Origin of the sequence: Agarivorans sp. OAG1, from assembly GCF_037076485.1 — a bacterium.
GTDB lineage: Bacteria > Pseudomonadota > Gammaproteobacteria > Enterobacterales > Celerinatantimonadaceae > Agarivorans > Agarivorans albus.
Map to the genome: position 1 here is coordinate 3,562,246 of NZ_AP028990.1, position 26,665 is coordinate 3,588,910.

Here is a 26,665-nt window from a genome sequence, read left to right on the forward strand (position 1 = left end):
ATGTAGGTGTTTGACGTAAACCCAGCAGAGCTAAGCACTACTGAGTTTAGGCCTTGTTACTACTAGAAGTAGACACTGGCTTGCAGCCAACCTACTGTGTCTTTTTTCGAGATTTTGCTCTCTGCAGTGTGGTCAACTTTAAAGCCTACTGACATATTGCTATTAATCATGTAACCCCCACCCACTTCAATTTGCGGCACAAAATCTTTGGCTCGGCTTACGTAAGTGGCTTTGGGGTTGGCGTATAGCCAGTGGCCATCGTCGAAGGCGTACATGGCGTATAAGCCGCCCTGTACTAGTGATGAGTCTTTAAAGGTTTCGTTACTGTCTTTAATTGGCATATCTAGTTTACTTTTCATGTAGCCGCCATAAAGCATCGGGAACAGTGAGATGTTCTTGGTGATATCAAATTTGTACATACCACCTACCAATGCAGTAGTGGTATTTCTATCCCCGACTACATCAACGGAGTAACCCAAGCCATCGTTTACTTTGAAGTAACGAACGCGATAATCAAAATCAATTTTGCCTTGCTCATCTTTTTTATCGGCAGCGCCTAAATCGGCAAAGATCATATTGCCCGCTCCCCAGCCAAAGGTGCTGTTTAATTGGGTACGTTCGCTGCTGCGCGACAAACCGAAAGAACTGTAAGTAGCGGTGGGATCGCCGTAGTTAACCTCGTCTTGGGGAGTAAGGCTTGAGTCGGCCAGTGCCGTGCACGAAATAAGGGAAATAAACGCTGCTAAGCTAGTGTTGATCTTTTTCATTGTGTTACCTGCTAATAATGAAATGCCCTTTAGAAAAGAGCGGCATTCCATAGCCGCAAATATTGGCCGCAAGTTTAACCTTGCCAAAGGAGGCTGCTAAACGAGTACCTGTTAGCTCGTCTTACAGGTGAGACAGTGCCAATACAGTTTGCGCAGCTGTTAAGGCTGTAACGCTAAGCACTTAACTTGAATTGCTCATCAATACTGTTAATCTTCGCTCAGTTTGTATCTAATTTGGTGACAATATCGTATGCGAGTAGAAGATCTTTCTTTATTCATAAAAGTGGTGGAATCGGGCAGTTTTAGTGCTGCGGCCCACTCTCTCGATTTACCTCGCGCTAATGTAAGCAGACGCATCAACGAATTAGAACAAAGCCTAAGTACCCGTTTGTTTGTGCGCACCACGCGTAAGCTAAACCTTACCACCCAAGGCCAGCAGTACTACGAAAGCATGCAAGACATTATTCGCCGCCTTAACGACGCAAACAGCGCTTTGCATAGCCACACAGCTAGCCCGAGTGGTTTAGTAAAAATGGGGGTTAATGTAGGTAGTGATCACTATGTGATCGACATACTTAAAAACTTTAAACAGCGCTATCCCGATATTAATGTTGAGGCACGTTATTCTAACGAAAGCTACCAAGGCTTATTTGAGCATGGCCTTGATATGGCTATGTATGTAGGCTCGTTAGACGACTCTAGTTTTATCGCAAGAAAGCTAGGAGGCTTTAGCAAAGTGATTATTGCCAGCCCCGAATATTTAGAACAAAACCCAGTGCCTGTTACTCCGCAAGATTTACTGCAACATAGCTGCATTATTTATCGAAGCTATAGCCAAAAATTAGAGAATCGCTGGCAGTTTACCAACCAAGAAATCGAAGTAAGCCATCACCATATTAGTAATAACTACGCCCACATTGCCCAAGCTGTTGAAGCGGGTTTGGGCATAGCCTTAGTGCCCTATATTTTAGCTTACCCGATGATAGAAAAAGGCACGGTATGCCACTTAATGAAAGACCATGTATCTTCTTCTGAAGACGCATGGATGGTCTACCCAAGCCGTAACGGTTTAACCCATACGGCACGGCTACTGTTGGATTATATTGCTTCTCGTGTACCAGAGTATTTGTAATTGTCACGCTTTTTGTGACATACAAGAACAGAATAGCTAGCAGATAGCCTTAATAAAACTGTTTACCATGCGTGCAATTAATCCTTCCACCGGAGCACGCAATGAAATACTCCTATCTCGCTTTAGCACTAAGCGCTACTTTGCTTAGCGCATGCAGTACCGAACAAACCGCAGACATTAGCAATGTAAAGCTGCGCCCTGTTAAAGTAGTCAGCCTAAGTGCCGCCACCCAAGCTAATAACAGCTATTACAACGGTGTGTTGCAATCGAGTACCAGCTCTAAGCTGGCCTTTCGTGTTCCGGGCACCATTCAAGAAATACTGGTAAGCAATGGCCAAAGCGTGACCAAGGGGCAAGTGCTTGCGCGCCTAGACCCACACGACTACCAAGTAAGCCTGCTTGAACTAGAAGCCAAGCTACTTGAAGCTGAGTCGGCCCAAGCCCTCGCCCACAACGAATACCAGCGGGTTGAACAAGCCAGCCAAGACAACGCCATAGCACCGGTTAACCTAAACCGAGCACTTAGCGGTAAACAACGCGCCGATGCCAGCGTTGAAGTAGTGAACCAGAATATTCAACGCGCTAAAGATGCTCTGCGTTATACCGAATTACGCGCACCTTTTGATGGGGTAATTGCTCAGCGTTTCGCCGAAGAACACGAACAAGCAGTACCTGCGCTACGCGTGTTTACCTTACACCAGCCCGAGCACTTAGAAGCCGTGATAGAAGTGCCAGAGAATCAAATTAATGCCTTTAGCATTGGCCAAGCTGCGCAAGTTAGTTGGCACGAGAAAACCGATAGCATAAACGCCAAGGTGAGTGAGATTGCCACCGTGCCAGATCTCATCAAGCAAACCTATACGGTAAAACTTAAGCTTGAGCAGACTCTCGATGAGGTGTATCCAGGCAAATCGGTTCAACTAAGCTTAGCGCTCTCGCAATCTGAACAAGCTCGCTACTGCTTGCCTCATTCAGCCTTAATTCTTGAGGGAGCAAAGGCCAAAGTTTACCGCGTTCACAATCACAAGGTTGAAGCCGTAGCCAGTGAAATCGTAAACCAAACTCAGCAACAAGTATGTGTAAGCGGTGACTTTAAGCACGCCGATAAAATCATTGTTGCTGGTAGCCGTTACCTAAGCGAAGGACAGCAAGTAGGTGATTTATTAGACGTGAAGGAGGGTTAAGATGAACCTCGCAGAATTCGCGATTCGCCAACGCACCTTTGTATGCTTTTTTACCGTGTTATGCATTATTGCAGGCATTGGCTCATACATTGGTTTAGGTAAATTAGAAGACCCTTCGTTTACCGTAAAAAGTGCGGTAGTGGTTACCTTATACCCTGGGGCATCAGCCCAGGAAGTAGAGCTGCAAGTTACCGACAAAATTGAAACCCGCTTGCAAGAGATGGGCTCGGTGTGGAAGCTACGCAGTCTTTCTCGCCCTGGCAGTTCAATGATTTTTGTTGATCTAAAAGAGAGCACCACCTCAGAAGAGCTTCCTCAGCAATGGGATTTATTACGCCGCAAAGTTAACGACGTAAAACTAGAGCTTCCGGCCAGTGCCCAAATCAGCATCGTGCAAGATGAGTTCTCGGAAGTATATGGGATGTTGTTTGCGGTACACAGCGACGACGCCGCACCAGCTGAGTTAAAGGCCCATGCCAAAGAGTTACAACGCCGCTTAAAATCCGTTGATGGCATTAAAAAAGTAGAGCTGCATGGTGTTCCCCAGCAAATCGTTAATATTGATTTGCCTAGCGAGCGCTTAGCAGAGCATCAGCTCTCGGCTGCTCAAGTATTTAGCCAATTAACCACCCAAAACATGGTGCTGGATTCGGGCAGCTTTAAACTTGGTGAAGAGCGCATAAGAGTTAGCCAAAGCGGCACCTTTGAAAACCTAAGTGATATTCAGAATCTATTACTTAAATCTGGTATTGCCGAACTCGGTTCTGGCTTAATTCGCCTTGGTGACATCGCCGATGTGTACTTGGATTACCAAACTCCAGCTTTATCAGAAAGCCGTTATAACGGTAGTACTGCGATTACTGTTGCGGTAAGCCCAGTTGATGGCATAAACGTAGTGGCCTTGGGCGACACCCTAAAACAGGTGATTCAGCAGTTTACTAGCGAACTCCCGCTTGGCACCGAGGTTGGCACCATTGCCTTTCAGCCCGACGAAGTGCAAAAGTCTATCAATAACTTTGTAAGCAACTTAGTTGAAAGTATTCTTATTGTGGTGGCAGTGCTTTGGGTATTTATGGGGCTGCGCAGTGCTGCCATTGTTGGCAGTAGCTTGCTCATTACCTTGCTTATTACCCTTATTTACATGCTAGTTGCTGGCATTGATTTACAACGGGTATCGGTTGGTTCGTTTATTTTGGCGCTAGGTATGCTGGTAGATAACGCCATTGTTATTACCGACATGTTTAAGGCAAAACTCAACCAAGGCATAGAGCGCTATCAAGCCGCCACTAACAGTGTGAAAGAAACCGCTGTGCCCTTACTCGCTGCTACCGTGATTGCCATTATGGGTGCTACCCCGGTGTTGTTATCACAAACCGATGCTGCCGAGTTTTCTATTTCTGTATTCCAAATACTTTGTAGCTCACTGCTGTTGTCTTGGTTAGTGGCGATGACACTTACCCCTCTGATGTGTTGGGCTTTCATTAAACCTAAGGCTAAACAAGTAGACCAGCCAGAGCCAAAGTTTGCCCAAATTGCGCGTAAGGTTCTTACCTGGGTAGTGGCAAAACCCTTTAGCGCTATTGCTTGCATCATTCCGGCATTACTTGTTACTGCCTTAATTGTGCCAAAAATTGCGATTAACTTTATGCCTGGCTCCGATAGACCCATCTTATTTTTAGATTACTGGCTACCCAACGGCGGACAAACCGAAGTGGTGTCACGTGATATGAAAGTGATTGAGGACTGGTTATTAGAGCAACCGGAAGTAAGCAGCATTTCAAGTTACATAGGCGCCAGTGCTCCGCGCTTCTCGGTAACCGTTGAGCCAGAACCGTTTGACAGCAGTTACGGGCAAATTCTGATTAATGCAAAAGATTTTGAATCTATTGCACCGCTTATTGAACGTGGTGATAACTGGCTAATGAGGCAGTTTCCTAATGCTGAACCTCGCTTTAGAAACTTAAAGCTAGCCACCAAGGATAAGTTTGCCATTGAAGCGCGCTTTAAAGGCCCCGATCCGCACGTTCTGCAAGACTTGTCAGCGCAAGCTCAAGCCATTTTCAATGCTCACCCTAATACCAAGTATGTACGTGATGATTGGCGACAAACCAGTAAACAGCTGGTACCAATTATGAACCAAGACAAAATGCGCCGCGCAGGTATTAATCGCAGCGACGTGGCACTAGCGATCCAACGAGCGTCTAGCGGTGTTGTTGTGGGTGCGCTGCGCCAAGGCGATGAGACCTTGCCAATTAAAATGCAAAGCAGTAACACCGATATTGCGCAACTAGAAAACATTCCTGTTCGCTCACTATTGGGTTTACACACTGTGCCGCTTAGCCAAATTGTCGACGGATTCGAAACCCGCGAAGAGCAAAGCATTATTTGGCGCCGTAATCGGGTACCAATTATCACTGCGCAAGCAGAAGTATTTGGCCAAACACCTTCCGATGTGCGCAAAGAGTTAGCCGAGCAAATTCAAGCCATTGAATTGCCTTATGGTTACAGCTTTGAATGGGGCGGTGAGTACTACGATGAAAAACGCGCAATTGACGACACCTTAAAGCAAATTCCAAAAGCGACGTTGATGATGGTGATTGTAATGGTGGCGCTATTTAATGGCTTAAAACAGCCTGCGATTATTTTAATTACCTTGCCGCTAGCCGCGATAGGTTGCGCTTGGACGCTGTTCTTCTTTGGTAAACCCTTTGGCTTTATGGCCCTAACTGGCGCAGTTGCGCTATCGGGAATGATCATCAAAAACGGCATCGTATTAATTGACCAAATTGAACTTGAGCGTAAGCAAGGTAAGAGCATTAACGAGGCCGTTGTAGAAGCCACAATTAACCGCACCATGGCCATTTCGATGGGCGCACTAACCACCGTACTAGGTATGGTACCGCTACTTAGTGACCGTTTATTTGACCAAATGGCAGCCATTATTATTGGTGGCTTGGTGGTTGCGACCTTCTTGTCGTTAATCATTATGCCGGCGTGGTATCGGATTTTTTACCGTGACCCACAAACCGAAAACAAAGCTGAAGATCTAAGCGTAAGTTCGGAGCTAAACCATGAACAAAATTAAGCCTTTAACTACAAGCAAAGCCCTGTCGGTAATGGTGATCTCAGTATTGGCAACTGCTTGTGCTAGTGCTCCTGAATATCAAATGCCAGAGACGTCGGTAGACACCGTATACTCTGAGCAACAGTCTAATCAGTTTGTAAACCAACAAACGGTTGAGGCGGCGTGGTGGCAGCAATTTAACGACCCCATTTTAAATGATTTGGTGCAGCAAGCTCAGCAGCAAAACTTAAACATTAAAATGGCGGCTAACCGCGTTCAAGCAGCGCAAGCTTATCGCAGTGCGGTGGCGTCTTTTAAAGTACCAACCGTGAGCTTAGGTGGTGGTTACACCAGCTACCAACTCAGTAAAAACGATCCTTTAGCGGGCCCCGCCTTTGGTATTGAAAATCCCATATCGGGTGGGGAGTTCGACTTAATTGAGCAGCAAAACGGCGGCTTTTTTGCTGGCATAAATGTAAGTTGGGAAATGGACTTATTTGGCCGAATAGACAAGCAAGTAAACGCTGCAGAAATTAGGGGTGAGCAGGCCGAGATTTTCCATCAAGGCATGCACACCTTAGTGAGCGCAGAGATCATTAATAACTACTTACAATATCGCGGTGCTCAACAACGTATTGCCATTGCTAAACGAAATATTAGTGAGCAAGAAACCGTCCTTAAACTGGTTAAATCGCTCAGCGCCAGCGGCTACGGTTCAGATATGGATGTAGCCAAGGCAGAAAGTGCACTGGCTTTAAGCCGCGCGGCCCTGCCCCAGCTTAACAGTGCCGAAAGTGTGCATTTAAATCGCATGGCTTTAGTACTTGCGCAAACCCCGTCTAGCTTGGCTGAACAACTTGGGGAGCCAGAAGCCTTGCCAGACTTTGAAGGCATGATCCCCTTAGGTTTGCCGTCTGATTTACTTAACCAGCGCTCCGACATCAATTTTGCGGAGCGCGAAATGGCGGCGGTGAATCAAGAACTAGCAGCCAGTATGGTGGCGGGTTACCCACGCTTTTTCTTAACCGGTGGGCCGGGCTTAAGTGCTGAGAACTTTGATGATTTATTCAAAGCAGACTCTGCCGCTTGGCTAGCTAGTATAGGGGTGCAATGGAACCTGTTTGATGGCGGACGAAACGACGCCTTGGTAGAAATACAGCAGCAAAGATTTAACGACAGCGCCTTGCAATACCAACAAACCGTGAACGCAGCCTTTGTTGAAGTAGAGACCATGTTAATGGCCTATGGCAATAGCCAGGTGTTTGCCAGCAACATTGAGCAAGCAAGCGAACAAGCCGATCTTGCATTAAGTAAAGCCAACTCACTATACCGAGCTGGCCTATTGGACCACTTGGCTGTTTTAGATGCGCAACGCCAGCAAAACTTGCTTAAAGACGCACAAGTGCTTGCTCAGCTGCAAACCGCTAACAGCATAGTTGGTTTACATAAAAGTTTAGGGGGTGACTGGACGATGTAATAAGTTTGGTCATGTTGACGCTTTGGTAGGTAAGCCTAATTAGTTAGCCAAAGCGTCCTTTTTAGACAAATAGTTGCCTATACATTTGAGAACAAATCAATTTCAGGTGACAAATAGAAACCATCATTTAAGTGAGTAAGCTGTTTTTCTGAAAGATTCGCAGGAGTGTATTCATTGGAGGGCTTTTGCTTATCCAACAAGCCAATATGCTGATAAGCAGCGGCAACTAATTCACTGCAAAATAATGAATCTAAGTTTTCTTGGTTTTCACCAAATGGGCCTTCCCAACCAGCCCGAGCCAGCTCCCAAAAGTCTTGTTCATAATGGCGTAGTTTTAGTTGTTCAAGCAATTGCATTAATTTGCTTAGGTGCTCATCAGATAAGGTTCCACCTAACAATTGGCGAATTGAAATACTGCCCAAGTGTTGTTTAACCCTTTGGTGTAGCGGCACTACCTGCACCCCATTGCTGGCTTGTTGGGAATACAAACAGGTATCTTTTGAATTAGGAACTGCTTCCCAAAGGGTCACAAAGTCATAGGCTTCTAGCTCTAGCACCATGCCAACATGTGACCATTTGCTAAACGTGCCGTAACGAATAATGTCGCTACTTAAACCTTTGCCAGAAAAGAACACCAAATCGCCTGTTTTTAGTTTTTTGGCTAGTGGGTCGGGCTTTAGCATCCTGCTAATTCTCTCTTTAATCCTTAATGAACTTTATATGATAAAAACAAAAAGCCCGCAATAGTGCGGGCTTAAATCAAAAAAGTAGACATTTAACACTAACGACTACAGCAACCTACATAGAGAAAGGCCCAAAGCTAATCAAAAATATAACTGCTTATAGTTACGTCTTCTAAAACTTAAAGCGATAATTTAACCAACCCAATTTCAAGGTACTTTTTTCAATAGCTTATTTATCAAGCATTCAAACTAATAAGTCTTTAGATGAACGGGCACCTAAATGTGACATTAATCACAATTTAACCAGCCTTAATCAGGCTATTTCTGCACTAAACACTGTTGCATATTGTCGGTGATCAACTTAAATCGCGAAGCCAAACGATGATAACGGCGCTGCACCAAATAAATGGTTTCACTCACTGGATTAGCTAAATGGCTAGCAGCAATAAGCTCAGATTTGGCAAAAGCGGCCACTGCGTGCGCAGGCAATACCGTAAAGCCCAAGCCCATTGCAACCGGCTCTAAAATCAAACTAATTTGGTTAGAGAATCCGCGAAGTTTAAATTGGCTTGTTTGCTCAAACTCTGGGTAGTTGGCTGACAATAACAATTGTGAATGATGGGCGCCGTCGGGATGGTCCACATAACCTAAATCTAATAAATCTTGCCAACTAGCATTGTTATATCGTGCCGGTGTTACCAATACCAAAGCCTCTTCTGCGAAGGCTTGAGTAGCCAACTCACTTAGGGTGCTGGGGCGAGTAATAAAACCTAAATCTAGCTGACGATCGGCCAGCATTTGTTCGATGCTAGCATTGGGTGCAAATTTATAATCAAACACCAAATCAGGGTACTTTGCTTGTAAATCCAACAGATTTGGATAGAGCTTCAAACCCACGCTTCCGGGGCTGGCAATCCGACACAAACCGGCATGAGGATCATCTTGTTTAAGTGACAGTTCAAGCTGGTTAAGTTGAGCCAAGGTTTGCTGCGCTTGCAAATACACTTGATTGCCCGCCTCTGTGAGCGTGAAGCTTTTGCCTTCTCGTTGTAACAGAGTTTGCTGGTAGTAGTGTTCTAGCTTACGAATTTGCTGGCTTACGCCAGGCTGAGTCATCGCCAGCTTTTCAGCGGTGCGAGTAAAATGTCCGGTTTCAATTAAGGTGCAATAGGTTTGTAGCCAGTCGATATTGATCATAATGAAACCTTATTGAAGTAGCCAAGAAAGATAACATTATGCAGGAGCGGATTTTTCAAACAAGGCTACACAGCAAACAAAGCCTATCGCCCGCCGAAAATAACTTAAAGTCGAGAGAACAGCATGTTTGCAGCACCGGATACAAGCGCTAGATTAGATGGGATAAGCACACAGATGGTTGCCACGAACAGCAAATAGAATTGCAGCTTTGCAAACAGCAGGTTTACTATAAACCCAACATAAACAGTAACATCGCTAGCGCAGAAGCAAGGCTGCGCCAGTGATTCCAATAGGTCCACTCCGCTAAATATTGCTGCCACTGCAAGCTTTGTGCTTCGCTTAGCGCATCATCCACGGAAATTAGCGCCAGCGCTTTATTTCTTGGTACGTTGGCAAACGCGGTCACCGCAAAGCAGCCCAGTAAATAACAAAGGCCCGCAGCCACCAGCCATAAGTTAATTGTTGCGGCAAAAAACACCTGCCAAACAAGCACTACTAAACACAAGATTGCCGTGCCCATAAACAAGCCTAAAAATCCTGGGTTAAGCACCGTGATATTAATGCTTTGCATGGCCGCCAAACCTTGCTGAGCGTCCAGCCTAGCGAGAGCAGGCATTACAAAATTAGAAAATGCCACAAAAATCCCAGCAACCAAGCCACAACCAAAAGCCGCAGCGATTATTAAGCTTTGTTCAAACATGTATTTCCCCTAAACCACTAGCTTTAGTCCTATAACACTAATGCAAACTAGGCTAATCATTGCCCACTGTTTGAGCGTAGGCTTTTCCGCTAATAGCCACCAGCCGAGTAGCATACTAAATACCATCATAGTGCTTAACACAGCTGCCGCAATGGCTATGGGGCCTAAGGTCATTGCTAAGGCATAGCAGCCAGTGCCAATAACCGTAGGTGAGGCGAAAATGAGGATCTGTTTAAACTGTGCGGCGGTCACCTTTTGCATTCCGCCGTGGCCGCTAAGCTTACCTCGCGCGAACGCCATTAACATAGCCACCACGCCAATCATCACTTCCCAGCTAAATCCCACTAGAAATGGGTGGCTGTCGCGAGACATTTTGGCCACCAGTATCAACGCACAAGACATTAAAGCGCCATAACAAGCACTGGCTACAATGCCAATAAGCGGTTTGTATTGAGCGGCACTCTTCGTGGATTTAGTGTTAGTACGAGTTTGACTTGCTCCCAACAGCAGCACGGCAAGTAAGGTTAGTCCGGCCATTAACCATTGCAATGGACTCAAACGCTCATCTAACAGTAATTCGCCCAACAAGCCGACAAACAGCGCCGTAAATGCCATCGATAAAGCGCTAGCAATGCCAACGGGTAACCTTACAAAGGCTATTGCATTTGCCCAGTTAGCCAAGGCGGCTAAACCCGCCGCTAGTACCAACCAACCAGCATGATGAATAAAACCAGAATACGCAGACAGCGGCACCAATAGCAGTAAGGGAGACATGCTAATTAACAAGCTTAAACCGCGGTAGGCCACCGCACTAAGCAGATCTGATTGGCGATAAACCTTGGCCATTAGCACCCCTTGTAGGGCATAGGCAAAGGTAGCGGTTAAGGCGATAAAAAAGAACAAGGCTGCGTACTCTCTAAAAATTTACCCCAGCCTACGCAACAAACTAAATAGCAACAAGGGCTTAACTAAGCATCGAAATGGTGTAAGCAAAAAACATTAGCCTTGCTTAAGTTTAGCCACCCTATTTAAACGCTTGATGTAACCTCAATCACTAACGCGCTCGCAATGCCTCTTGCTTGGCTAAGCTCTGTTTTAAGTAATCGATGAGTAAACGCAACTTCTTAGAGCTCGCCGAGCCTTTAGGAAAAACACAATACACATCAATATCTTGTAATTGATAATCTGCCATAAGCACTTCTAGCTTTCCGGCCTGTATTTTTGGCAAGGCATCGTACAAGGGAACACGCCCCAAGCCATGGCCACCTTCAATAAAGGCAGTACGCACTGCTGCATTATTGGTGCTCATGCCACCTTTGGTTTTAATGCTAAAAGAACGAGAACCTTTGCTTAGCTGTAAGGTACTTGAGCCTGCGGTATAAATAACCCATTGGTGGGCATCTAAATCTGCAGGTTTAGTCGGCCGGCCATGCTTATTTAAGTACTCTGGGGCAGCGCATAAGCAGGTACTTAAGGTGGTTAGCTTGGCGGCTTGCAAACCAGAGTCGTTAAGCTCGGCGCCGCGGATGGCTAAATCAAAACCATCTTGAATAATATTTACCACGTCATCACTTAACACCAGTTCGATATCCACCTTGGGGTACAAACGGCGAAACTCGTTAATCACTGGCACTATAGTTTGTAAGCCTGCGTTCACTGGACAAGAAATTTTCAGTGAACCTTCCGGCTCTTGCTTGAGGTTTTCTATCTGTAAATTTGCCGCTTTAGCTTGCTCGGCAATGTTATGACAGCGCTGATAGTATTGCTCGCCAGCCTCGGTTAAATGCAAACTTCGGGTTGAGCGATTTAGTAAGCTAAGCCCTAGTTGCTGTTCCAGCTTTTTGATGTGGTAACTAACCACTGCGCGGGTAATGCCAATATGCTTAGCGGCGGCGCTAAAACTGCCCTGCTCCACCACCTGAGCAAATACCACCATACTTTTTAGCTGCTCAAAGCTAACGCTCATTATTCTCTCTCTTTTTTAAAACACCTTCTTCATTGTATCAATTATTCTACCAATAATGTCTATTTAATCTGCATTGTTGGAATGAGCTTACCCACCTACAATAGGTGCATTGCTATTGCGAGATCGCATAGTTACTCATCAATTTTAAGGAATGCATCAATGAGCACAGCCAAGAAAATCCTAATGGTTCTAACTTCTCACGACCAACTGGGCAATACCGAACATAAAACTGGTTTTTGGGTAGAAGAATTTGCCGCCCCTTATTATGTGTTTTTAGATGCTGGAGCAAACATCACCTTAGCGTCACCTAATGGCGGCCAACCACCCATTGACCCAAATAGCGAGCTCCCTGATTTTCAAACCGATGCCACTCGCCGCTTTGACCAAGACGACGCGGCAAAACAACAGTTAGCCACTACACTTAAGCTCGCCGACCTTGATGCTAGTGATTACGATGCGGTGTTTTACCCAGGTGGTCATGGTCCATTGTGGGATCTCACCGACAACCCACAATCTATCTCGCTGCTAGAGAACTTTGTTGCGCAAAACAAACCAGTTGCAGCAGTTTGCCATGCCAGCGCAGCCTTACTAAATGTAAAACAAGCCGATGGCCAATTGCTGGTAAAAGGCAAAGCAGCAACCGGCTTTACCAACAGTGAAGAAGCCGCAGTACAACTTACCGAGGTGGTGCCATTTTTGTTAGAAGATGAGTTAAAAGCCCGCGGTGCAGATTACCAAGCAGTAGCCGACTGGAACCCTTTTGCGATTCAAGATGGTTTAATGATTACCGGTCAAAATCCGGCATCTTCAGAAATGGCTGCAGAAAAAGTACTACAACACTTGGCTGGTTAATTGAAGGAAATATGATGTTAAATTTTTCGTTCCAAAACAGTACCCAAATCCATTTTGGCGAAGGGCAAATAGCTACCATCGCTAACGAGATCCCAGCGGATGCCAAAGTATTGGTCACCTATGGTGGAGGCTCAATTAAAAGCAATGGCGTTTATGACCAAGTTGCAAAGGCCTTAGAGAATCACCAGTGGTCTGAGTTTTCGGGCATCGAGCCAAACCCTAGCTATCACACGCTTATGCGGGCTGTTGAGCAAATTAAAGCTGAAGGGCTTGATTATATTCTTGCTGTAGGCGGTGGCTCGGTAATTGATGGCAGCAAGTTTATCGCTGCTGCAGCATGTTACCAAGGCGATGATCCTTGGGACATTATTGCCAAGCAACACCCGGTTGATACAGCCTTGCCATTAGGAGCAGTGCTCACCTTGCCAGCCACTGGCTCAGAAACCAACCCAGCAGCAGTGGTCACCCGTGACGGCACTAAATTACCTTTTTATGCCCTAGCAGTGCGCCCTAAGTTTGCAGTTTTAGACCCAAGCGTAACCTTAAGTTTATCGCCCCGCCAAGTAAGCAATGGTGTGGTAGATGCTTTTGTTCACGTAATGGAGCAATACCTCACTTATCCGGTAAACGCCAAAATCCAAGATCGCTTTGCCGAAGGCATTTTACTCACTTTAATTGAAGAAGGCCCAAAAGCACTTGCCGAAGAGAGCAGCAAAGACTTAGAGGTTCGCGCTAACATTATGTGGGCAGCCACCATGGCCTTAAACGGTTTAATTGGTGCTGGCGTGCCGCAAGATTGGGCAAGCCACATGTTGGGCCACGAGTTAACCGCCGCTTATGGTGTTGACCACGCACGTAGCTTGTCTATCACTTTGCCAGCGGTAATGAAAATTCGCCGTGAAGCAAAAGCCGACAAATTGCTGCAATATGCAGAACGTATTTGGGGCATAAGCGAAGGCGACAAGCATCAACGCATCGAACAAGCGATTGCCGCTACCGAAGCCTTCTTCCGTAGCATGCAAGTTCCAGTGCGCTTAAGTGACATCGAACTAGGCGCTAGCGATGTAGAGGTATTGTTGACTAAGTTAGAGCAACACCAAATGGTAGCTTTAGGTGAAGATAAGAAAATCACTTTAGATGTTAGCCGCGACATCCTAAACGCCGCGCTATAAAGTCAATACAGTTAAAAAAAGGGCCTGAGGGCCCTTTTTTATTGAGAACAACACAGAGTTCTAGGTGCAATATAAGCACCGCATAGATTAGATCGTTTTTAGGTACTCAAGTATCGCGTCACATTGCTGCGAATCAAAGGCAGTGCCAATCACCCCTTTAGGCTGATCCAAATAATGTTTACTAGGGTCATATAAATCTGAGAAGTGATGGCCACTGTTGTGATTACCCGGTATTGAAGTATCTAAGATAAAGTAGCCTTCCGCTGTATATTGCTGACCTTTCTTCAGCGCTTTGTTAGCTACTTTTTCAAAACCTTCGGGCTGCTGTAATCCTAGGTTCACCGCATCATAGCCAATGTTGCCCAACTGCAAATACTTAGGGCGCTCGCCTCCCTCTGGGCAAAGCAAATCGCGCAATGTTGCTACAGAACCGTTATGCAAAAATGGCGCTGTGGCCCAAACACCATTCAATGGGCGAGCTTTATAGCCAGAAGTGACCCGAATACAATTGGGGCGTCCTCCTTCAAATTCAGCTTGTAAGGCTTTATCACTCACGCCCTGCTGTTTAAACCAAGCGTTAACGGCTTCCTGCACTATTGCGCCCAGCGCTAAGCCAAATAATACTTCGCCACTATCGTTTACCGGCAAGTCCACCAGCTGGGCTGTATCTTTCTTCGAATAGTTAGCGCCAGCCATTTGGTTGCCATAAAGCTGGTTAGGGTTTTCGCCACAAATTGTTTCATCAATGCCTAAACCAGGAGTCACATTCGCAGCAGCTACATTGCTTACCCCAGCCGTGCTTAAGGTGCGAGTAGCCAATACATTTGCCTGAGCAGGATCGGTCCCAACTTGCGACAAATCAATCAGCTTAAGTTGCAGTACTTTTTCTGCGGTTTGTTTTTGCTCGCCATTTTGCTGATAAACAATCGGCGAAAAGTATTGCTCTTGCCAAATCTCTTGGCTGTCTAAGGGTGGTAAATGGCAGCCCTGACACTTAGCTTGATAAAGTGATGCCCCAAACTCGGCTTTTTGTTGATCAATTGGGCCAAATTGCCACTTGGGTGGCTGTAAACCCGAAAAACCCTTAGTTTGGCTAGGCTGTTCCCCACCAAGAAAGTGTTCTAGCCACACCAAGTTTTGCATTGGAATGGACGAACTAAAGCGGTTGTCATCCATAGCGCTTTGCATATCCACGTAAGCATTTACCCCCATCGCTTCGCCAGCATTGCGAATGAGCGGGCTCATAATAGAAGCATCGTACTGCACCCAGTTAAACCAAGAAGCGCTCCATAAATGCGGATAATTAACTGGCGCATTTATCGCGTGGTAATTTTCACGGCGATTGATATTCTCGGCAAACACTTGGTTACCAATGCGGTTTAGCGCATCTAAGCGCATAAAGCCTTCGTTTACTTGAATAACATCTTGCTGCCCTTCACTGGCCGCAACAATGCTGGCTAACTCTTCAGCCAAAGACAGCTTGTTGGCTGGGCTATAACTAGCACCAAGCACTCGGCGAGCAAAGCGGTCGAAACGACCATCTAAAATGGGTAACTTACTCGAAAGCAAAGTTTGCCCTAGCGCAGCAGCTAAGGTTTTGGTAAGCAAACTTAAGTCGGTGGTAGCGGGAGCACCGTCAATCACATACTCGGTTTTGCTCTCCCCTTCCCCATGAATAAAGTGGCCGGTATGACAAGCCGCACAAGTAAAACCAATCCCCGCAGTGCGGGTTGGATAACCAGGTAAATTAACGGAATCGGTGCGAGCAAAACCAATAGGTAAACCATCGGGATTTTGCTCACTAACTTGTGAGCGAATAAAGCCAAAACGCAGCAAAAACTCGTTTGCCGAAAGCAAGCCATTATCAGAAAAACCGTTTAGCAGTAGCAAAGACCAAAGCGAGCCGCTGGGTTGCTCTAAACTCACAAACCATTGGTAAGGAATGGGAATGGTGCGAGTACCTTGGGAAATGTGATGATACTTCCTAGCATCATCACTAACATAATCACCTTTGCTGCCCCAGTTTTGCTCTGGCCAATACTGTTTTAGCCAAGAGCCATCTTGGTGAACAACTTGCAGCTCGGGCAAATTAGGCGGCGTTAAGGCATCGGTAATGCTCTTCACCTTGTCACTGCTTAGTAGCATCATTAAATACACCACTAGCAGCACCAACAATATGATGCCTAAACGAGCCAGTTTGCTAGATAACACCTTACTCATACATTTATTCCTTTCTTCCATGAAGGGTAACAAGCAGATGATGATTCACTATTACTGCGCTGAGCAAGCGCCTAACATCCTTGAAAAAGTCTCTCTGCTAAGGCTAAACCATAGAGGAAAAGTGGCTTTAATGTAAACCTATTAACTGTGGTGTCAGTACCGTAAGCTTTACGCACGTGCGTAACACCTAGAGATAAGGCAGCTAAGATAACAAAGCTGCCTGGCATCGCTTAAGCCTTTAGCTTTTGAGTAAACTTATGCCCGCTGCTTTGCCGAATATTTTTGTCACTATGGCTACGCCCACATTTACCTGCTTGCCAAAAAGGTTTACGGCCTTCGGCTAAAGCTTGCGCTCGGCTTAAACCGATATCCTTGAGCAACTCGTCATTCAAGGCTAGCAAGGCTCTGCGACTGCGGCGACGTGCTCGATACAGGGCAAGGCGCTTAATTAGTGCATGAAAACCCGTATGGAAAGAAGTTTGTATCTGCATATTCCGCTCCTTGTTTTAGTCAGCTACCCCTCTAGCTTAAATTTTGAACAAGCAAGCTTACAGATTCAGAATATAAGAATATTGCCATTACAGATGCTGCAAATAGCTATCTGTAATGCTTGTTAATGTTCAATCTGTACTGCTTTGCTACACAACTTTGCTTAACTGTATTCCTCTGTGTTATTAATGAGCGATGTTTTGGCTAAGGAGTTGCCAATGACCCTCTACGAGCAATTTGCACAAGAACTTAAGGAACAAATCTCTCAAGCCTATTACCCGGTTGGCCAAAAGCTGCCTTCTATCCGCGAGATGAGCAAGGCGAGAGGGGTAAGTATTTCTACGGTGCAAGAGAGTTATCGATTGTTAGAAGATGCCGGCTTTGTTCGCAGTAAGCTCAAGTCGGGTTATTATGTTCAACAACCTCCAAGCACCGCACAACTGCCAGAAACCAGCCAACCAGAACAACGCCCTGTGCCGATCGATAATTGGCAAGCGGTGTTAGAGCTTATGATGACAGAAAGCAATAGTCACTTTCTTGCCTTAGGCAGAGGCTCTCCAGATACCGAGTTAAGCAGTTTAAAGCCATTGCAGCGCTTACTTAGCGACAATATTAAGTATCAAAGCAAACAAGTTTTTAGCTGCTCAAAAGGCAATGGTTTGTTTAAGTTACGGGTGCAAATTGCTCGCCTAATGCAGAACTCTGGTTGTCATATTCATCCCGATAACATCCAAATTACCGCCGGTTGCCAGGAAGCCTTATCCTTAAGTTTAAAAGCACTCACCCAGCCAGGTGATATTGTGGCGATTGATTCACCCAACTTTTATGGCTCGATGCAGGCGATTCAATCTAACCAATTGAAAGTTATTGAGATCCCAACTCACCCTGAAACCGGCATAAGTTTGCCCGCCCTAGAACTTGCTCTAGAACAGTGGCCAATAAAAGTGCTGCAACTAATCCCAACATCTAATAACCCTTTGGGTTATGTGATGCCGGAAAAGAACAAACTTAAGCTGCTAAAAATGGCTGAGAAATACGATTTCGCCATTATTGAAGACGACATTCTAGGCGACTGCTATTACCAAACACCTCGCCCGCGCAGTTTAAAGTCCTACGATAGCCAAGATAGAGTGTTGTTTTGCTCGTCGTTTTCTAAAACCATTGCTCCAGGCCTGCGTGTAGGTTGGGTAGCGCCTGGCCGTTATGGGCAAATGCTCACCCACTTAAAATTTGTTACTTCACTGGGCGCTAACAGCTTACCCCTGTTGGCAGTGGCCGATTTTATCGAGCAAGGGCACTACGAAAAACACCTAAGGCAGGCAAAACAACAGTACCAAGCTAGGCGTGATTTGATGCTCCACTGGGTACAGCGCTACTTTCCTAGCGGCAGTAAAATGAGCTTTCCTAAAGGCGGATTCTTTTTGTGGGTAGAGTTACCAGAGTCAATCGACAGCTTGGTGCTAAACGAAAACTTAAAGCCGTTTAACATTGGTATTGCGGCGGGTAGCTTGTTTTCAGCTGCAGGCAAGTATCAAAACTGTTTACGCATAAGTTACGCCAACAAACCCAGTGAGCGCATAGAGAAAACCATCAAAATTGTTGGCGAACAGGCAAAAGTTCTCTTACAACAAGCATTAGCGCGAGCTTAATAGCGTTAAGCTCGCTTATTTATTACAGTTTCTTCCACTGTAACTTAGTGCATTTGCCGTTGTCGTCGTGCACACGGCAACCAAAGCGGTAGCCATCTTTTACTAGGCTTTTATTGTAATACTCTGCATTTTTATCGAATTCGCTAAGCGCTGGCTTGCTGCTTGGTTGTTCAGCAGCAACTGTAGTTACGCTAAGACCTAAACCGAACACTAGTGCAACTGAGCTGATTAAAACATTACGCATTTTTCTTCTCACAATTATTGATAAAAGTAATTTCTGCGTTTTATACCAGCTATTTTCCGCAGTGCAATCTGCGACAGTTTTGTGAAAAAACTCACAATATAAAGCAGACGTAAAAATGACAGCATTTTCACTTCTTGAGTATCAGGAAATTAATTATGTAATCAGTAAATAATAAAAATGACATCGATTTCAACAGAGGGTTATTTTTATTTAATTGTTAGTTTAAGTGGCTATTATTTACGCAAATTCTGTGAAAAGCAGCCAAACATCATACATTAAACATAAATCTTTAAATTTCAGTCAATTAAAACTAACGCCAAGTAAACGATTTCATAATTTAGCATTAATGTTAATAAGCATACTTTAAGCGATCATGTTTATTAACAAACCACAAATATTAAAATTTACATGACGAATTAAATAATAATTTCAAGCCTAAAATCTCAATTTGTTAGTTTGACAAGTATCATAGCTTGGGATAATTTTTGGGCCACAGTAAATGGATTTAAATCATATTTAACGGCAATTGCTATTAGATATATAAGGTAACAATGAAATTAAAACACATAGTTAGTGCTGCTGTTATTTTACTTAGTTCTCAAGCCAGTGTGGCCAATGAAAGCATTGATAGCTCTGAGCTTCCTGCGCTTAAAAACTATGCTTTTGCCGCTTGCATGTACCACATTCAAGCCAAAATCGATCCCACTCCGGCTGCCACGCTAAATGGCTTACGCGAAGAAATGGAAGTGTTCTACCAGTACAGCGTATTACCTACCGAACACTTTGAAGCGGTATACGCCGAAGCTGAAGCTGGCGCTAAAAATGTCCCACCTTCCGGCTCTATTCGCTACTGTATTAGCTGGCTACAAGAAGACAAAGTAGAACAAATACTGGCTAACTAAATTTGCCCTACTCTAGCGCTTAACGCCGTCTAACCGCATAATAGCCACTTCTTAGAAAGTGATGAGATTATGCAATGCAAAACGTATTAGTAACCGGTCTAAATGGTCGACTTGCACCTTACCTTAAACAAGCGCTAGAAAAGCAAGGCATTGCAGTACATGGCTTTAATCGCCAAGAGCTAGACATTACCAACCGCGCGCAGCAGCTAGGCTATGTTCGCGGCAACCACATCGATGCAATATTTCACCTAGCTACAGGGCCCGAAGAGTGGCTGGCTTGTCTAGCTGGCATTGCTGGTGAACAAAATATTCCAATGCTATTTACCAGCACCGAAAGTGTATTTAACCCAGAGAGCACCGGCCCTTTCACCCCAGAGCATCCCGCAGATGCGGTAAATGATTATGGGCTATACAAAATAAGCTGTGAACAGGCAGCCCTTGCCGCTAACCCCAATACCATCATTGCTCGTCTAGGCTGGCAAATGTTCGATAACTTTGAGCAAGACAACCTACTCACACATGTTAGAGATATGCATGCTGAAAAAGGTTACTTGGCTGCTAGCACCGAGTGGTTACCAGCCGTGGCCTTTGTTGAACATAGCATGCAGTGCTTAGTCACTTTGGCTAAGCAAGCCAAACCGGGGATATATCATGTAGGCGGTAATGAGCAAGGCTTGTCTTTCTACCAATTGGTGCAAATGATCAATCAAAAGTACCAATTAAACTGGGACATTCGCCCCGGTAGCGATCCACAGCGAGATGGCCGAATTATCGACTCACGAGTCGCATGTGGCAGCATCGCCGAGCAACTGGCTATATAACTTGGCCAAGCGCTAAATCAGGGCCTCGCCTTTTCCAACTAAATTGAAGAACAGTAAATATGTCAGAGCAAAATTTTACAGTAGTGGTAGGGTCGCGTAACCCAGTCAAAGTGCGAGCAGTTGCTAAAGCCCTCGCAATGTATTACCCAGATGCTGAGATTGACTGCCAAGGCATTGATGCCCCCTCTCAAGTGCCCGAGCAACCCATTACCACTCAGCAGACTCGCGATGGTGCAGTAAATCGCCTACGTTACTGCCAGCAGCACCAAGCTGCCGACTTTTATGCCGCAATTGAAGGCGGCGTAGATATGTTTGAAGATGGCCCCGCTACGTTTGCTTATGTGGCAATCGCACGTGGTGAGCACCTTTCGGTAGGGCGTGGAGCCAACATGCCTCTGCCGCCAAGCGTTTATCAAGCGCTAGAGCAAGGTGAGGAACTTGGCCCACTAATGGACAAGCTGTTTAATACTAAGAATATTAAGCAAAAAGGCGGCGCCATTGGACTACTCACCAATGGCTTAGCAACCCGCGAAGATAACTATGTGCATGCACTGATATTGGCGCTAGTGCAGTTTGCTCATAAAGAGCTATTTGCTCTGTAAACCCACCATTGCAGACAGGCGGCGTTTACGCCGCTGTAAACAACAACCAAGCAAACCACTGGCTAGCAGCCATGCAGATAGCGGCTCTGAAGCTTCTACAGGAGTTGTTATAGAGGCCGGCTTAAAATCCACTAAATACATCATGTCGTCGTAATCATCATCCCCCAACATGCCTGGCTCAAAAAAGCCAAAAGGTAGATCTTCCCAACCGATTAAATAGGCATTAGTAAATATGTGTTCGACAATGTTTCCACCAATATCTAGATAGCGTGATTGTCCGTTAAGCTCAGGCATTGCAAAAGTCATAGTATGATCCCAACCACCATTTAGCTGATTTTCCGAATAGAACGTTGAGTAAGTAAGTGGACCACCCTGCTCCAAATACCAACCAAATTCGCCATTAATATCCAAAGTAACACCTGAAAATGGCTGACTTGTAGAGCCATCCCCCTTAAAACCATAATATGGATCGGAGGGTAAAATAGCTGTTTTATCGTTACCCACACCAATATCTGTATAGATACCTAAGGTATTGTGATTACCGGCTGTTAGGCCCACTAAGGCCACACTTTGAGAGCCTTCACCAACAAACAATTGATCATTAGCTACAAAACGATTATCCAAATCGGCATTGCTTTGGTAGTTGGTGCCCAATAACAGATTTACAGCATCGTAAAGATCCGGTACTCCATCATTGTGATCCCGAGCAGTCGGGACTCCGTTGGCTTGATTGTGATATACATCGTTAATCACATTGCTACTAAAGGGAGTAGCTTGCCCACTAAAATGCAGCAGTGCTAGCGCCGCTATTGTTATTCTCATTTTCATTCCCGCTGTTTCTAATTATGTTTTTTAAGCGAGCAAATAATAACCACACAAAAATAAAGGACAACTCAAAGCTGAACAATTTGTGAACTAGATAATAATTAAGTCAATATTAGATATTTGAGGAAATACCTCATCACTCGTGCCTAAAAGAACCTAGGCTCAACGACAAAAGTTGACTTTCCGCCACAAGTCTATAAAGTGGCGGCCATTAGAAATTCAGTCTATTTTTTGAACTCCGCTTTAAGGTTGCCTTCTTTTAACCTTCGTTTCGTCGTTTTAAATTCAAGCTTGTTTTTCCAATCTTGCCTTTCGGCAACTATATGATTGTCTGTCATCTATGTGTCACATAAGCGGCTTATAAGTCAGACCAACTACATCACTTGCAAGGCCAACTAATGGCGCCAGCAAGTAACAAATTTTAGCGACTTGCTTTAAAGCAAGCGCCCAGGCCTAACAACCTTGAGAGTTATATCTGAACTGCATACTTAAAACATTTCATGATTTCCCTAGAGCAAGGTTATTGGCCCTATTAACAGAGAACAATAACTATGAGTAAACACTCAAGCTCTAAAGAGCAACAATATGCTAATCCCATTCCCGACCGCGACGCGATTATTGCGCTGCTCGATCAGCAAGGCCAAGCACTTAACCGCGAACAAATAGCGGTAGCCCTAAACCTAGACAGTGAAAACGACCTAGAAGCCCTACGCCGCCGTTTAATTGCGATGAGCCGCGACGGCCAGCTGCATAGCGATCGTAAACGCAATTACTGGCCAGTAGACGACAGTGAGTATTTGGTAGGTAAAGTAATCGGTCACCGTGAAGGGTTTGGCTTCTTAAAATGTGAAGGCTACGATACCGACTTTGTATTGCATAGCTCGCAAATGAGCAAAGTATTTGATGGCGACCTTATTCAAGCGCTACCTAATGGCTTTAATAACCGTGGCCGTGAAGAAGCCCGAGTAATTAAAATACTGGAAAAAAACACCCAGCAAATCATTGGTAAGTTAGTTGAAAGCAATGGCCACTTTAGCCTCCAGCCAGACAACCAAAAAATTAGCCAAATCATTGAAATACCAGCAGAGAAAACCTTAGGTGCTAAGCATGGCCAATACGTGACTGCAGAGCTAATTAGCTACCCACATAAACGTGACAATGCCATCGCCCACATTAGCGAAGTGATTGGTGATCCTATGGCGCCAGGCATGGAAATCAACCTTGCGATCCGCAGCCACGATATTCCCTTTGAATGGCCTGAAGAAGCACTAGCCCAAGCCAAACAATTAGCCCCAGAAGTGGCCGAGCAAGATAAGCTACACCGGGTGGATTTCACCGCAACGCCTTTTGTCACTATTGATGGTGAAGATGCCAAAGACTTCGACGATGCTGTGTATGCAGAGCCGCTAAGTAACGGTAACTGGCGCTTACTGGTGGCGATTGCCGATGTATCACACTACATTCAGCCAAACAGTGCCTTAGATATAGAAGCCCAAAAACGCGGCACCTCGGTGTACTTTCCTGGCCATGTAGTGCCTATGCTGCCCGAAGCGATTTCGAACGGTTTATGTTCGCTTAACCCTCAGGTTGACCGTTTAGTAATGGTTTGCGAAATGAACATAGATGCCCAAGGTCAGCTGGCCAGTTACCAGTTTTGCGAAGCGGTGATTCACTCACATGCCCGCCTCACTTACACCCAAGTGGGCGCAATGTTAGAGCAAGCCAACTCAGCGCAAGGCCAACAGCTGTGTAAAGAATTTGCCAACGTACTGCCACACCTACAAGACTTACACCGTTTGTATGGCGTATTGAAACAGGCGCGTGAACTACGCGGAGCCATTGATTTTGAGACCCAAGAAACCCGATTTGAATTTAATAGCGAACGTAAGATTGAACAGATTGTTCCGCTAGTACGCAACGACGCCCACAAGCTGATTGAAGAATGTATGTTGTGCGCCAACGTTGCCACAGCGCGTTTCTTAGAACAGCTAAAAATTCCGGCTTTATACCGCGTACACCAAGGCCCTAAAGAGAAAAAACTCAAGGGCTTGCGTAGCTTTTTAGCCGAACTAGGTTTGAACTTAGGCGGTGGCGACAAACCTACGCCAGCCGACTACAACAAGCTACTTAGCAGTATTGGTGAGCGAGAAGACGCCAGCATTATTCAAACGGTGATGCTGCGCTCTATGAGCCAAGCCATTTACACCCCAGAAAACGAAGGCCACTTTGGTTTGTCTTTTGATGCTTACGCTCACTTTACCTCGCCAATTCGCCGCTACCCAGACTTACTGGTACACCGCGCCATTCGCTCGATTATTCGTAGCAAAGAGTCTGGCGGCATCATGAAGCGTGCACTTAAGAGCCTAAGTGGTAAAGGTTTTGATCCTGTGCAGCGCCTAAAAGGTGCTACGCCACTAGCCATTGAACAAAGCTATCCTTACGACACCGCACAAATGTTGATGTTGGCTGAGCATTGTTCGTTAGTATCTCGCCGCGCCGACGAAGCCAGCTGGGATGTTGATGCTTGGCTTAAATGCGAATACATGCAAGACCGAGTGGGCGAGAGCTTTGAAGGCATTGTAAGTGGCGTAAACGGCTTTGGGTTGTTTGTTGAATTGCCTGACACTCAGGTTGAAGGCAGTATTCATATTTCTGCTTTAAAAGGCGATTTCTACCATTACGATGCCAACAAGCAACGTTTAACTGGTGAAAACAGCCGTAAAAGCTATGGCATTGGCCAAGCCATCTCGGTCACCATTGCCCGAGTAGATATGGAACAGCGCAAAATTGAATTTGTCTTAAAGCAAAGCCATAAAGGTTTAAGTAAAAACGTCGCTTAAACCTTCATCTAATAGTGGTTTTGAGTCCTCCTCAAAACCACTGTTCACAAAACGCCTAAGCACCGCAGCTAAAAGAAAAACACAAGTCAGGACCCGATTCATAAAACTTGGCAACTGGCCTTAAAGTATTCGTGAATTCACACAAACTCTATCAAGGTAAGCCACTATGAAAACGTTTATAAAAGTAATCGCTTTAAGCACTCTATTCACCGTAGCAGGCGTGCAAGCCCAAGACTACTGCCAAGGCGCTTGTCAGTGTTTAACCACTAATCTTAGCAGCCAAATACAAACCAACAGCGAGCAAGCAATTGCTAAATACAACAGCTCGTATTGTAGCAGCGCAGCTCAGTGCGAAGAGTTAACCAGCCGTGGTTAACATCTAGGCCAGGGAAAGCTCGCCTTATCGGCTAAAGCTTAATTTCACCCTCTCAATCTTCACCCATTTTAAGGTTCCATAGAAGGCTAATAGGTAGAGTAAAAAAGAAATAACAACATAAGCTGGATACTCCTGTGTTTGCGCAAAATCAGGAGAGTAATACCACTGAATAGCAATCCCCAACCAAGCTACCAAGCCAGCTAAGCATGAAACCATTAGCATATGCTTCAAATATTTATATTCTGTTATTGCAGATACAATGATCGCGAAAGTTAAACAGTCTCCGATTAACTTCACAGCATTGAACTCGATCATCTGCATGGAAATCCGGACTAATAAACCATAACTAAAGAAGACAACAAGAAAATACTTAAATGCTCGATGCTTAATTGTGCAAGCTGCCAATCTCGACTTCTTTACGCTAGATGGGTATTGGTAACCTCCTTTATCAATTAACTCTTTGATATAGGCGGCCTCGTCTGGATTAGACTCAACATCTAATTTTTTTAATGCCCCTTCAAGTTCATGAAGGTGGAAAGTCTCATAATTCTGTAAGTACTTCATGCAAGTTCCTTTCGCACGCTAACGCCTCAAGCAGAGGCGTCAGGTTTTTCGGCGTCCATCTGGCTTGATTTGTTATGCGAACCTTCTTTCTTGGTGCATTCACCTTCGTAGCAAGGGTTTTTTACAGTTTTTCCAAAATGGTGTTTTGACATAGACATTGTGACAGGCCCCTTATCCGTTAACACACCGATCAATGCCCCATTTTTTGCAATTAACCTTCCTTTAATTAACTTGGGGATATTATTACCCTTAATATGATCTGTAGGAAAATCAATGCACTGGCTCCAATAATCTTCTGAGTCGCCACACAAGGTTTCCTCATAACTAGAGAGCCTTTTGCCAGCTATACTTTCTCCGTGACTAACGCCAAACATTGGGAAATATACCCATATGAAAATAAATATAGGGATAAACAAAATTGCTATCAAAAAGAAATACGAAGCGACAAATGCCCACAAAGAGTGCTCTTTAATTAAAAACCACTTTAAAGGAGGGTAGAAGATTTTAAATTTTTTAGGATGTGACCGCCTTATTCTTACAAGGAGCCTTGAAAACCATAGGTTATTTGAACCTTTCCTTTTGTTGGCGCTCCCTCCCATTTCATTAATAGACATCCATATTCTGGCAAGCATATAAACAGCGAGAAACAATACTAAAACTGCTTTTTCGGTCAAAGTAGTCCAAATACCAATTGTGCTAGCACCCAGTTCACGACTTGCAAAATAAGTCCACAATAAAGTGTCATTCCAGTCGATAGGAAAGAAATTGTATTCAAATCCAAGCCTTCCTATATAGCCTTGATAATAGGCAAGACCATAAATATAAAGTGCATTACTGATTAACCCAGAACCTATTACCACAAGCAATACCTTCTTCAACATTTGCTGTAGTGATGCATCAACTGAAACGTTTCTCATTCAACCCTCGGAGTTATTCTGA

The 26,665-nt window shown here is 45.0% G+C and carries 24 protein-coding genes; 12 read left to right on the forward strand and 12 right to left on the reverse strand.

Annotated features, from left to right (window positions below; all coding sequences use genetic code 11):
• Positions 1 to 62: 62 nt before the first annotated feature.
• Complete coding sequence (locus OAG1_RS16240) at positions 63 to 767, reverse strand: hypothetical protein (protein ID WP_338622008.1); 705 nt, start codon at positions 765 to 767, stop codon at positions 63 to 65.
• Between the two features lie 250 nt (positions 768 to 1,017).
• Between OAG1_RS16240 and OAG1_RS16245 the strand changes: the two genes are divergently transcribed.
• The 4 genes from OAG1_RS16245 (at position 1,018) to OAG1_RS16260 (ending at position 7,624) form a co-directional block, all read left to right on the forward strand.
• A complete protein-coding gene (locus tag OAG1_RS16245) occupies positions 1,018 to 1,899 on the forward strand; it encodes a LysR family transcriptional regulator (RefSeq protein ID WP_152779973.1) in 882 nt (293 codons plus the stop codon).
• A gap of 101 nt (positions 1,900 to 2,000) precedes the next feature.
• Positions 2,001 to 3,083: an efflux RND transporter periplasmic adaptor subunit gene (locus tag OAG1_RS16250; RefSeq protein WP_338622009.1), complete on the forward strand. Its 1,083-nt coding sequence runs from the start codon at positions 2,001 to 2,003 to the stop codon at positions 3,081 to 3,083.
• A 1-nt stretch (position 3,084) separates the two neighbouring features.
• Positions 3,085 to 6,168 carry an efflux RND transporter permease subunit gene (locus tag OAG1_RS16255; protein ID WP_338622010.1) on the forward strand — a complete coding sequence of 1,028 codons (3,084 nt, stop codon included), beginning with the start codon at positions 3,085 to 3,087 and terminating at the stop codon, positions 6,166 to 6,168.
• Entirely contained in the window at positions 6,155 to 7,624 is a 1,470-nt protein-coding gene (locus tag OAG1_RS16260) for an efflux transporter outer membrane subunit (RefSeq protein ID WP_338622011.1), read from the forward strand. The genes OAG1_RS16255 and OAG1_RS16260 overlap by 14 nt, the downstream gene beginning before the upstream one ends.
• A 77-nt stretch (positions 7,625 to 7,701) precedes the next feature.
• Here the strand turns inward: OAG1_RS16260 and OAG1_RS16265 are convergent, their stop codons facing one another.
• The 5 genes from OAG1_RS16265 to OAG1_RS16285 all read right to left on the reverse strand — a co-directional run bounded on the left by OAG1_RS16265 (position 7,702) and on the right by OAG1_RS16285 (position 12,170).
• Positions 7,702 to 8,307, reverse strand: a complete 606-nt coding sequence (locus OAG1_RS16265; protein WP_338622012.1) for a YiiX/YebB-like N1pC/P60 family cysteine hydrolase — start codon at positions 8,305 to 8,307, stop codon at positions 7,702 to 7,704.
• Positions 8,308 to 8,625: 318 nt separating this feature from the next.
• Complete coding sequence (locus tag OAG1_RS16270; RefSeq protein WP_338622013.1) at positions 8,626 to 9,504, reverse strand: LysR family transcriptional regulator; 879 nt, start codon at positions 9,502 to 9,504, stop codon at positions 8,626 to 8,628.
• 226 nt (positions 9,505 to 9,730) lie between these two features.
• Positions 9,731 to 10,204, reverse strand: coding sequence for an anthrone oxygenase family protein (locus OAG1_RS16275; protein WP_338622014.1), 474 nt, complete (start codon positions 10,202 to 10,204; stop codon positions 9,731 to 9,733).
• A gap of 9 nt (positions 10,205 to 10,213) precedes the next feature.
• On the reverse strand, positions 10,214 to 11,107 hold the full coding sequence (locus tag OAG1_RS16280; RefSeq protein ID WP_338622015.1) for an EamA family transporter: 894 nt from the start codon (positions 11,105 to 11,107) through the stop codon (positions 10,214 to 10,216).
• Positions 11,108 to 11,258: 151 nt separating this feature from the next.
• A complete protein-coding gene (locus OAG1_RS16285; RefSeq protein WP_338622016.1) occupies positions 11,259 to 12,170 on the reverse strand; it encodes a LysR family transcriptional regulator in 912 nt (303 codons plus the stop codon).
• Between the two features lie 159 nt (positions 12,171 to 12,329).
• Here OAG1_RS16285 and OAG1_RS16290 point away from each other — a divergent pair, with 159 nt between their 5' ends.
• Together OAG1_RS16290 and OAG1_RS16295 are read left to right on the forward strand one after the other, a co-directional pair.
• A complete protein-coding gene (locus OAG1_RS16290; protein WP_338622017.1) occupies positions 12,330 to 13,022 on the forward strand; it encodes a type 1 glutamine amidotransferase domain-containing protein in 693 nt (230 codons plus the stop codon).
• Positions 13,023 to 13,036: 14 nt separating this feature from the next.
• The gene (locus tag OAG1_RS16295) at positions 13,037 to 14,194 is read left to right on the forward strand and encodes an iron-containing alcohol dehydrogenase (RefSeq protein ID WP_338622018.1); all 1,158 of its coding nucleotides are present in this window, start codon (positions 13,037 to 13,039) and stop codon (positions 14,192 to 14,194) included.
• Positions 14,195 to 14,281: 87 nt separating this feature from the next.
• Here the strand turns inward: OAG1_RS16295 and OAG1_RS16300 are convergent, their stop codons facing one another.
• A complete protein-coding gene (locus OAG1_RS16300; RefSeq protein WP_338622019.1) occupies positions 14,282 to 16,414 on the reverse strand; it encodes a di-heme-cytochrome C peroxidase in 2,133 nt (710 codons plus the stop codon).
• A gap of 230 nt (positions 16,415 to 16,644) precedes the next feature.
• Positions 16,645 to 16,905 carry a DUF1127 domain-containing protein gene (locus OAG1_RS16305; protein ID WP_338622020.1) on the reverse strand — a complete coding sequence of 87 codons (261 nt, stop codon included), beginning with the start codon at positions 16,903 to 16,905 and terminating at the stop codon, positions 16,645 to 16,647.
• A 216-nt stretch (positions 16,906 to 17,121) separates the two neighbouring features.
• Here OAG1_RS16305 and OAG1_RS16310 point away from each other — a divergent pair, with 216 nt between their 5' ends.
• On the forward strand, positions 17,122 to 18,552 hold the full coding sequence (locus OAG1_RS16310; RefSeq protein ID WP_338622021.1) for a PLP-dependent aminotransferase family protein: 1,431 nt from the start codon (positions 17,122 to 17,124) through the stop codon (positions 18,550 to 18,552).
• 22 nt (positions 18,553 to 18,574) lie between these two features.
• Here the strand turns inward: OAG1_RS16310 and OAG1_RS16315 are convergent, their stop codons facing one another.
• On the reverse strand, positions 18,575 to 18,796 hold the full coding sequence (locus OAG1_RS16315) for a hypothetical protein (RefSeq protein WP_016400879.1): 222 nt from the start codon (positions 18,794 to 18,796) through the stop codon (positions 18,575 to 18,577).
• Positions 18,797 to 19,347: 551 nt separating this feature from the next.
• On the opposite strand from OAG1_RS16315, the gene OAG1_RS16320 reads away from it, so the two are divergent.
• The 3 genes from OAG1_RS16320 (at position 19,348) to yjjX (ending at position 21,121) form a co-directional block, all read left to right on the forward strand.
• Entirely contained in the window at positions 19,348 to 19,698 is a 351-nt protein-coding gene (locus OAG1_RS16320) for a hypothetical protein (protein ID WP_016400878.1), read from the forward strand.
• 74 nt (positions 19,699 to 19,772) lie between these two features.
• The gene (locus tag OAG1_RS16325; RefSeq protein ID WP_338622022.1) at positions 19,773 to 20,519 is read left to right on the forward strand and encodes a sugar nucleotide-binding protein; all 747 of its coding nucleotides are present in this window, start codon (positions 19,773 to 19,775) and stop codon (positions 20,517 to 20,519) included.
• Between the two features lie 59 nt (positions 20,520 to 20,578).
• Positions 20,579 to 21,121 (forward strand): inosine/xanthosine triphosphatase, encoded by a 543-nt coding sequence (gene yjjX, locus OAG1_RS16330; protein WP_338622023.1) that lies wholly within the window; start codon positions 20,579 to 20,581, stop codon positions 21,119 to 21,121.
• Here the strand turns inward: yjjX and OAG1_RS16335 are convergent.
• Positions 21,107 to 21,943, reverse strand: a complete 837-nt coding sequence (locus OAG1_RS16335) for a hypothetical protein (RefSeq protein WP_338622024.1) — start codon at positions 21,941 to 21,943, stop codon at positions 21,107 to 21,109. The genes yjjX and OAG1_RS16335 overlap by 15 nt on opposite strands.
• Positions 21,944 to 22,497: 554 nt before the next feature.
• Here OAG1_RS16335 and rnr point away from each other — a divergent pair.
• Positions 22,498 to 24,786: a ribonuclease R gene (rnr, locus tag OAG1_RS16340; protein WP_338622025.1), complete on the forward strand. Its 2,289-nt coding sequence runs from the start codon at positions 22,498 to 22,500 to the stop codon at positions 24,784 to 24,786.
• A gap of 166 nt (positions 24,787 to 24,952) precedes the next feature.
• The gene (locus tag OAG1_RS16345) at positions 24,953 to 25,162 is read left to right on the forward strand and encodes a hypothetical protein (protein ID WP_338622026.1); all 210 of its coding nucleotides are present in this window, start codon (positions 24,953 to 24,955) and stop codon (positions 25,160 to 25,162) included.
• A gap of 24 nt (positions 25,163 to 25,186) precedes the next feature.
• On the opposite strand, the gene OAG1_RS16350 is transcribed toward OAG1_RS16345, so the two are convergent.
• On the reverse strand, positions 25,187 to 25,726 hold the full coding sequence (locus OAG1_RS16350) for a hypothetical protein (RefSeq protein WP_338622027.1): 540 nt from the start codon (positions 25,724 to 25,726) through the stop codon (positions 25,187 to 25,189).
• Between the two features lie 26 nt (positions 25,727 to 25,752).
• Complete coding sequence (locus tag OAG1_RS16355; protein WP_338622028.1) at positions 25,753 to 26,643, reverse strand: hypothetical protein; 891 nt, start codon at positions 26,641 to 26,643, stop codon at positions 25,753 to 25,755.
• Positions 26,644 to 26,665: the final 22 nt, after the last annotated feature.

Coding starts and splice junctions, on each gene's coding strand:
- OAG1_RS16350 (WP_338622027.1), bottom strand. CDS start 25,726: ATGAAGTACTTACAGAATTATGAGACTTTCCACCTTCATGAACTTGAA.
- OAG1_RS16345 (WP_338622026.1), top strand. CDS start 24,953: ATGAAAACGTTTATAAAAGTAATCGCTTTAAGCACTCTATTCACCGTA.
- OAG1_RS16255 (WP_338622010.1), top strand. CDS start 3,085: ATGAACCTCGCAGAATTCGCGATTCGCCAACGCACCTTTGTATGCTTT.
- OAG1_RS16310 (WP_338622021.1), top strand. CDS start 17,122: ATGACCCTCTACGAGCAATTTGCACAAGAACTTAAGGAACAAATCTCT.
- OAG1_RS16320 (WP_016400878.1), top strand. CDS start 19,348: ATGAAATTAAAACACATAGTTAGTGCTGCTGTTATTTTACTTAGTTCT.
- OAG1_RS16245 (WP_152779973.1), top strand. CDS start 1,018: ATGCGAGTAGAAGATCTTTCTTTATTCATAAAAGTGGTGGAATCGGGC.
- OAG1_RS16260 (WP_338622011.1), top strand. CDS start 6,155: ATGAACAAAATTAAGCCTTTAACTACAAGCAAAGCCCTGTCGGTAATG.
- OAG1_RS16275 (WP_338622014.1), bottom strand. CDS start 10,204: ATGTTTGAACAAAGCTTAATAATCGCTGCGGCTTTTGGTTGTGGCTTG.
- OAG1_RS16265 (WP_338622012.1), bottom strand. CDS start 8,307: ATGCTAAAGCCCGACCCACTAGCCAAAAAACTAAAAACAGGCGATTTG.
- OAG1_RS16285 (WP_338622016.1), bottom strand. CDS start 12,170: ATGAGCGTTAGCTTTGAGCAGCTAAAAAGTATGGTGGTATTTGCTCAG.
- OAG1_RS16250 (WP_338622009.1), top strand. CDS start 2,001: ATGAAATACTCCTATCTCGCTTTAGCACTAAGCGCTACTTTGCTTAGC.
- yjjX (WP_338622023.1), top strand. CDS start 20,579: ATGTCAGAGCAAAATTTTACAGTAGTGGTAGGGTCGCGTAACCCAGTC.
- OAG1_RS16325 (WP_338622022.1), top strand. CDS start 19,773: ATGCAAAACGTATTAGTAACCGGTCTAAATGGTCGACTTGCACCTTAC.
- rnr (WP_338622025.1), top strand. CDS start 22,498: ATGAGTAAACACTCAAGCTCTAAAGAGCAACAATATGCTAATCCCATT.
- OAG1_RS16270 (WP_338622013.1), bottom strand. CDS start 9,504: ATGATCAATATCGACTGGCTACAAACCTATTGCACCTTAATTGAAACC.
- OAG1_RS16355 (WP_338622028.1), bottom strand. CDS start 26,643: ATGAGAAACGTTTCAGTTGATGCATCACTACAGCAAATGTTGAAGAAG.
- OAG1_RS16315 (WP_016400879.1), bottom strand. CDS start 18,796: ATGCGTAATGTTTTAATCAGCTCAGTTGCACTAGTGTTCGGTTTAGGT.
- OAG1_RS16335 (WP_338622024.1), bottom strand. CDS start 21,943: ATGAGAATAACAATAGCGGCGCTAGCACTGCTGCATTTTAGTGGGCAA.
- OAG1_RS16305 (WP_338622020.1), bottom strand. CDS start 16,905: ATGCAGATACAAACTTCTTTCCATACGGGTTTTCATGCACTAATTAAG.
- OAG1_RS16290 (WP_338622017.1), top strand. CDS start 12,330: ATGAGCACAGCCAAGAAAATCCTAATGGTTCTAACTTCTCACGACCAA.
- OAG1_RS16240 (WP_338622008.1), bottom strand. CDS start 767: ATGAAAAAGATCAACACTAGCTTAGCAGCGTTTATTTCCCTTATTTCG.
- OAG1_RS16300 (WP_338622019.1), bottom strand. CDS start 16,414: ATGAGTAAGGTGTTATCTAGCAAACTGGCTCGTTTAGGCATCATATTG.
- OAG1_RS16295 (WP_338622018.1), top strand. CDS start 13,037: ATGTTAAATTTTTCGTTCCAAAACAGTACCCAAATCCATTTTGGCGAA.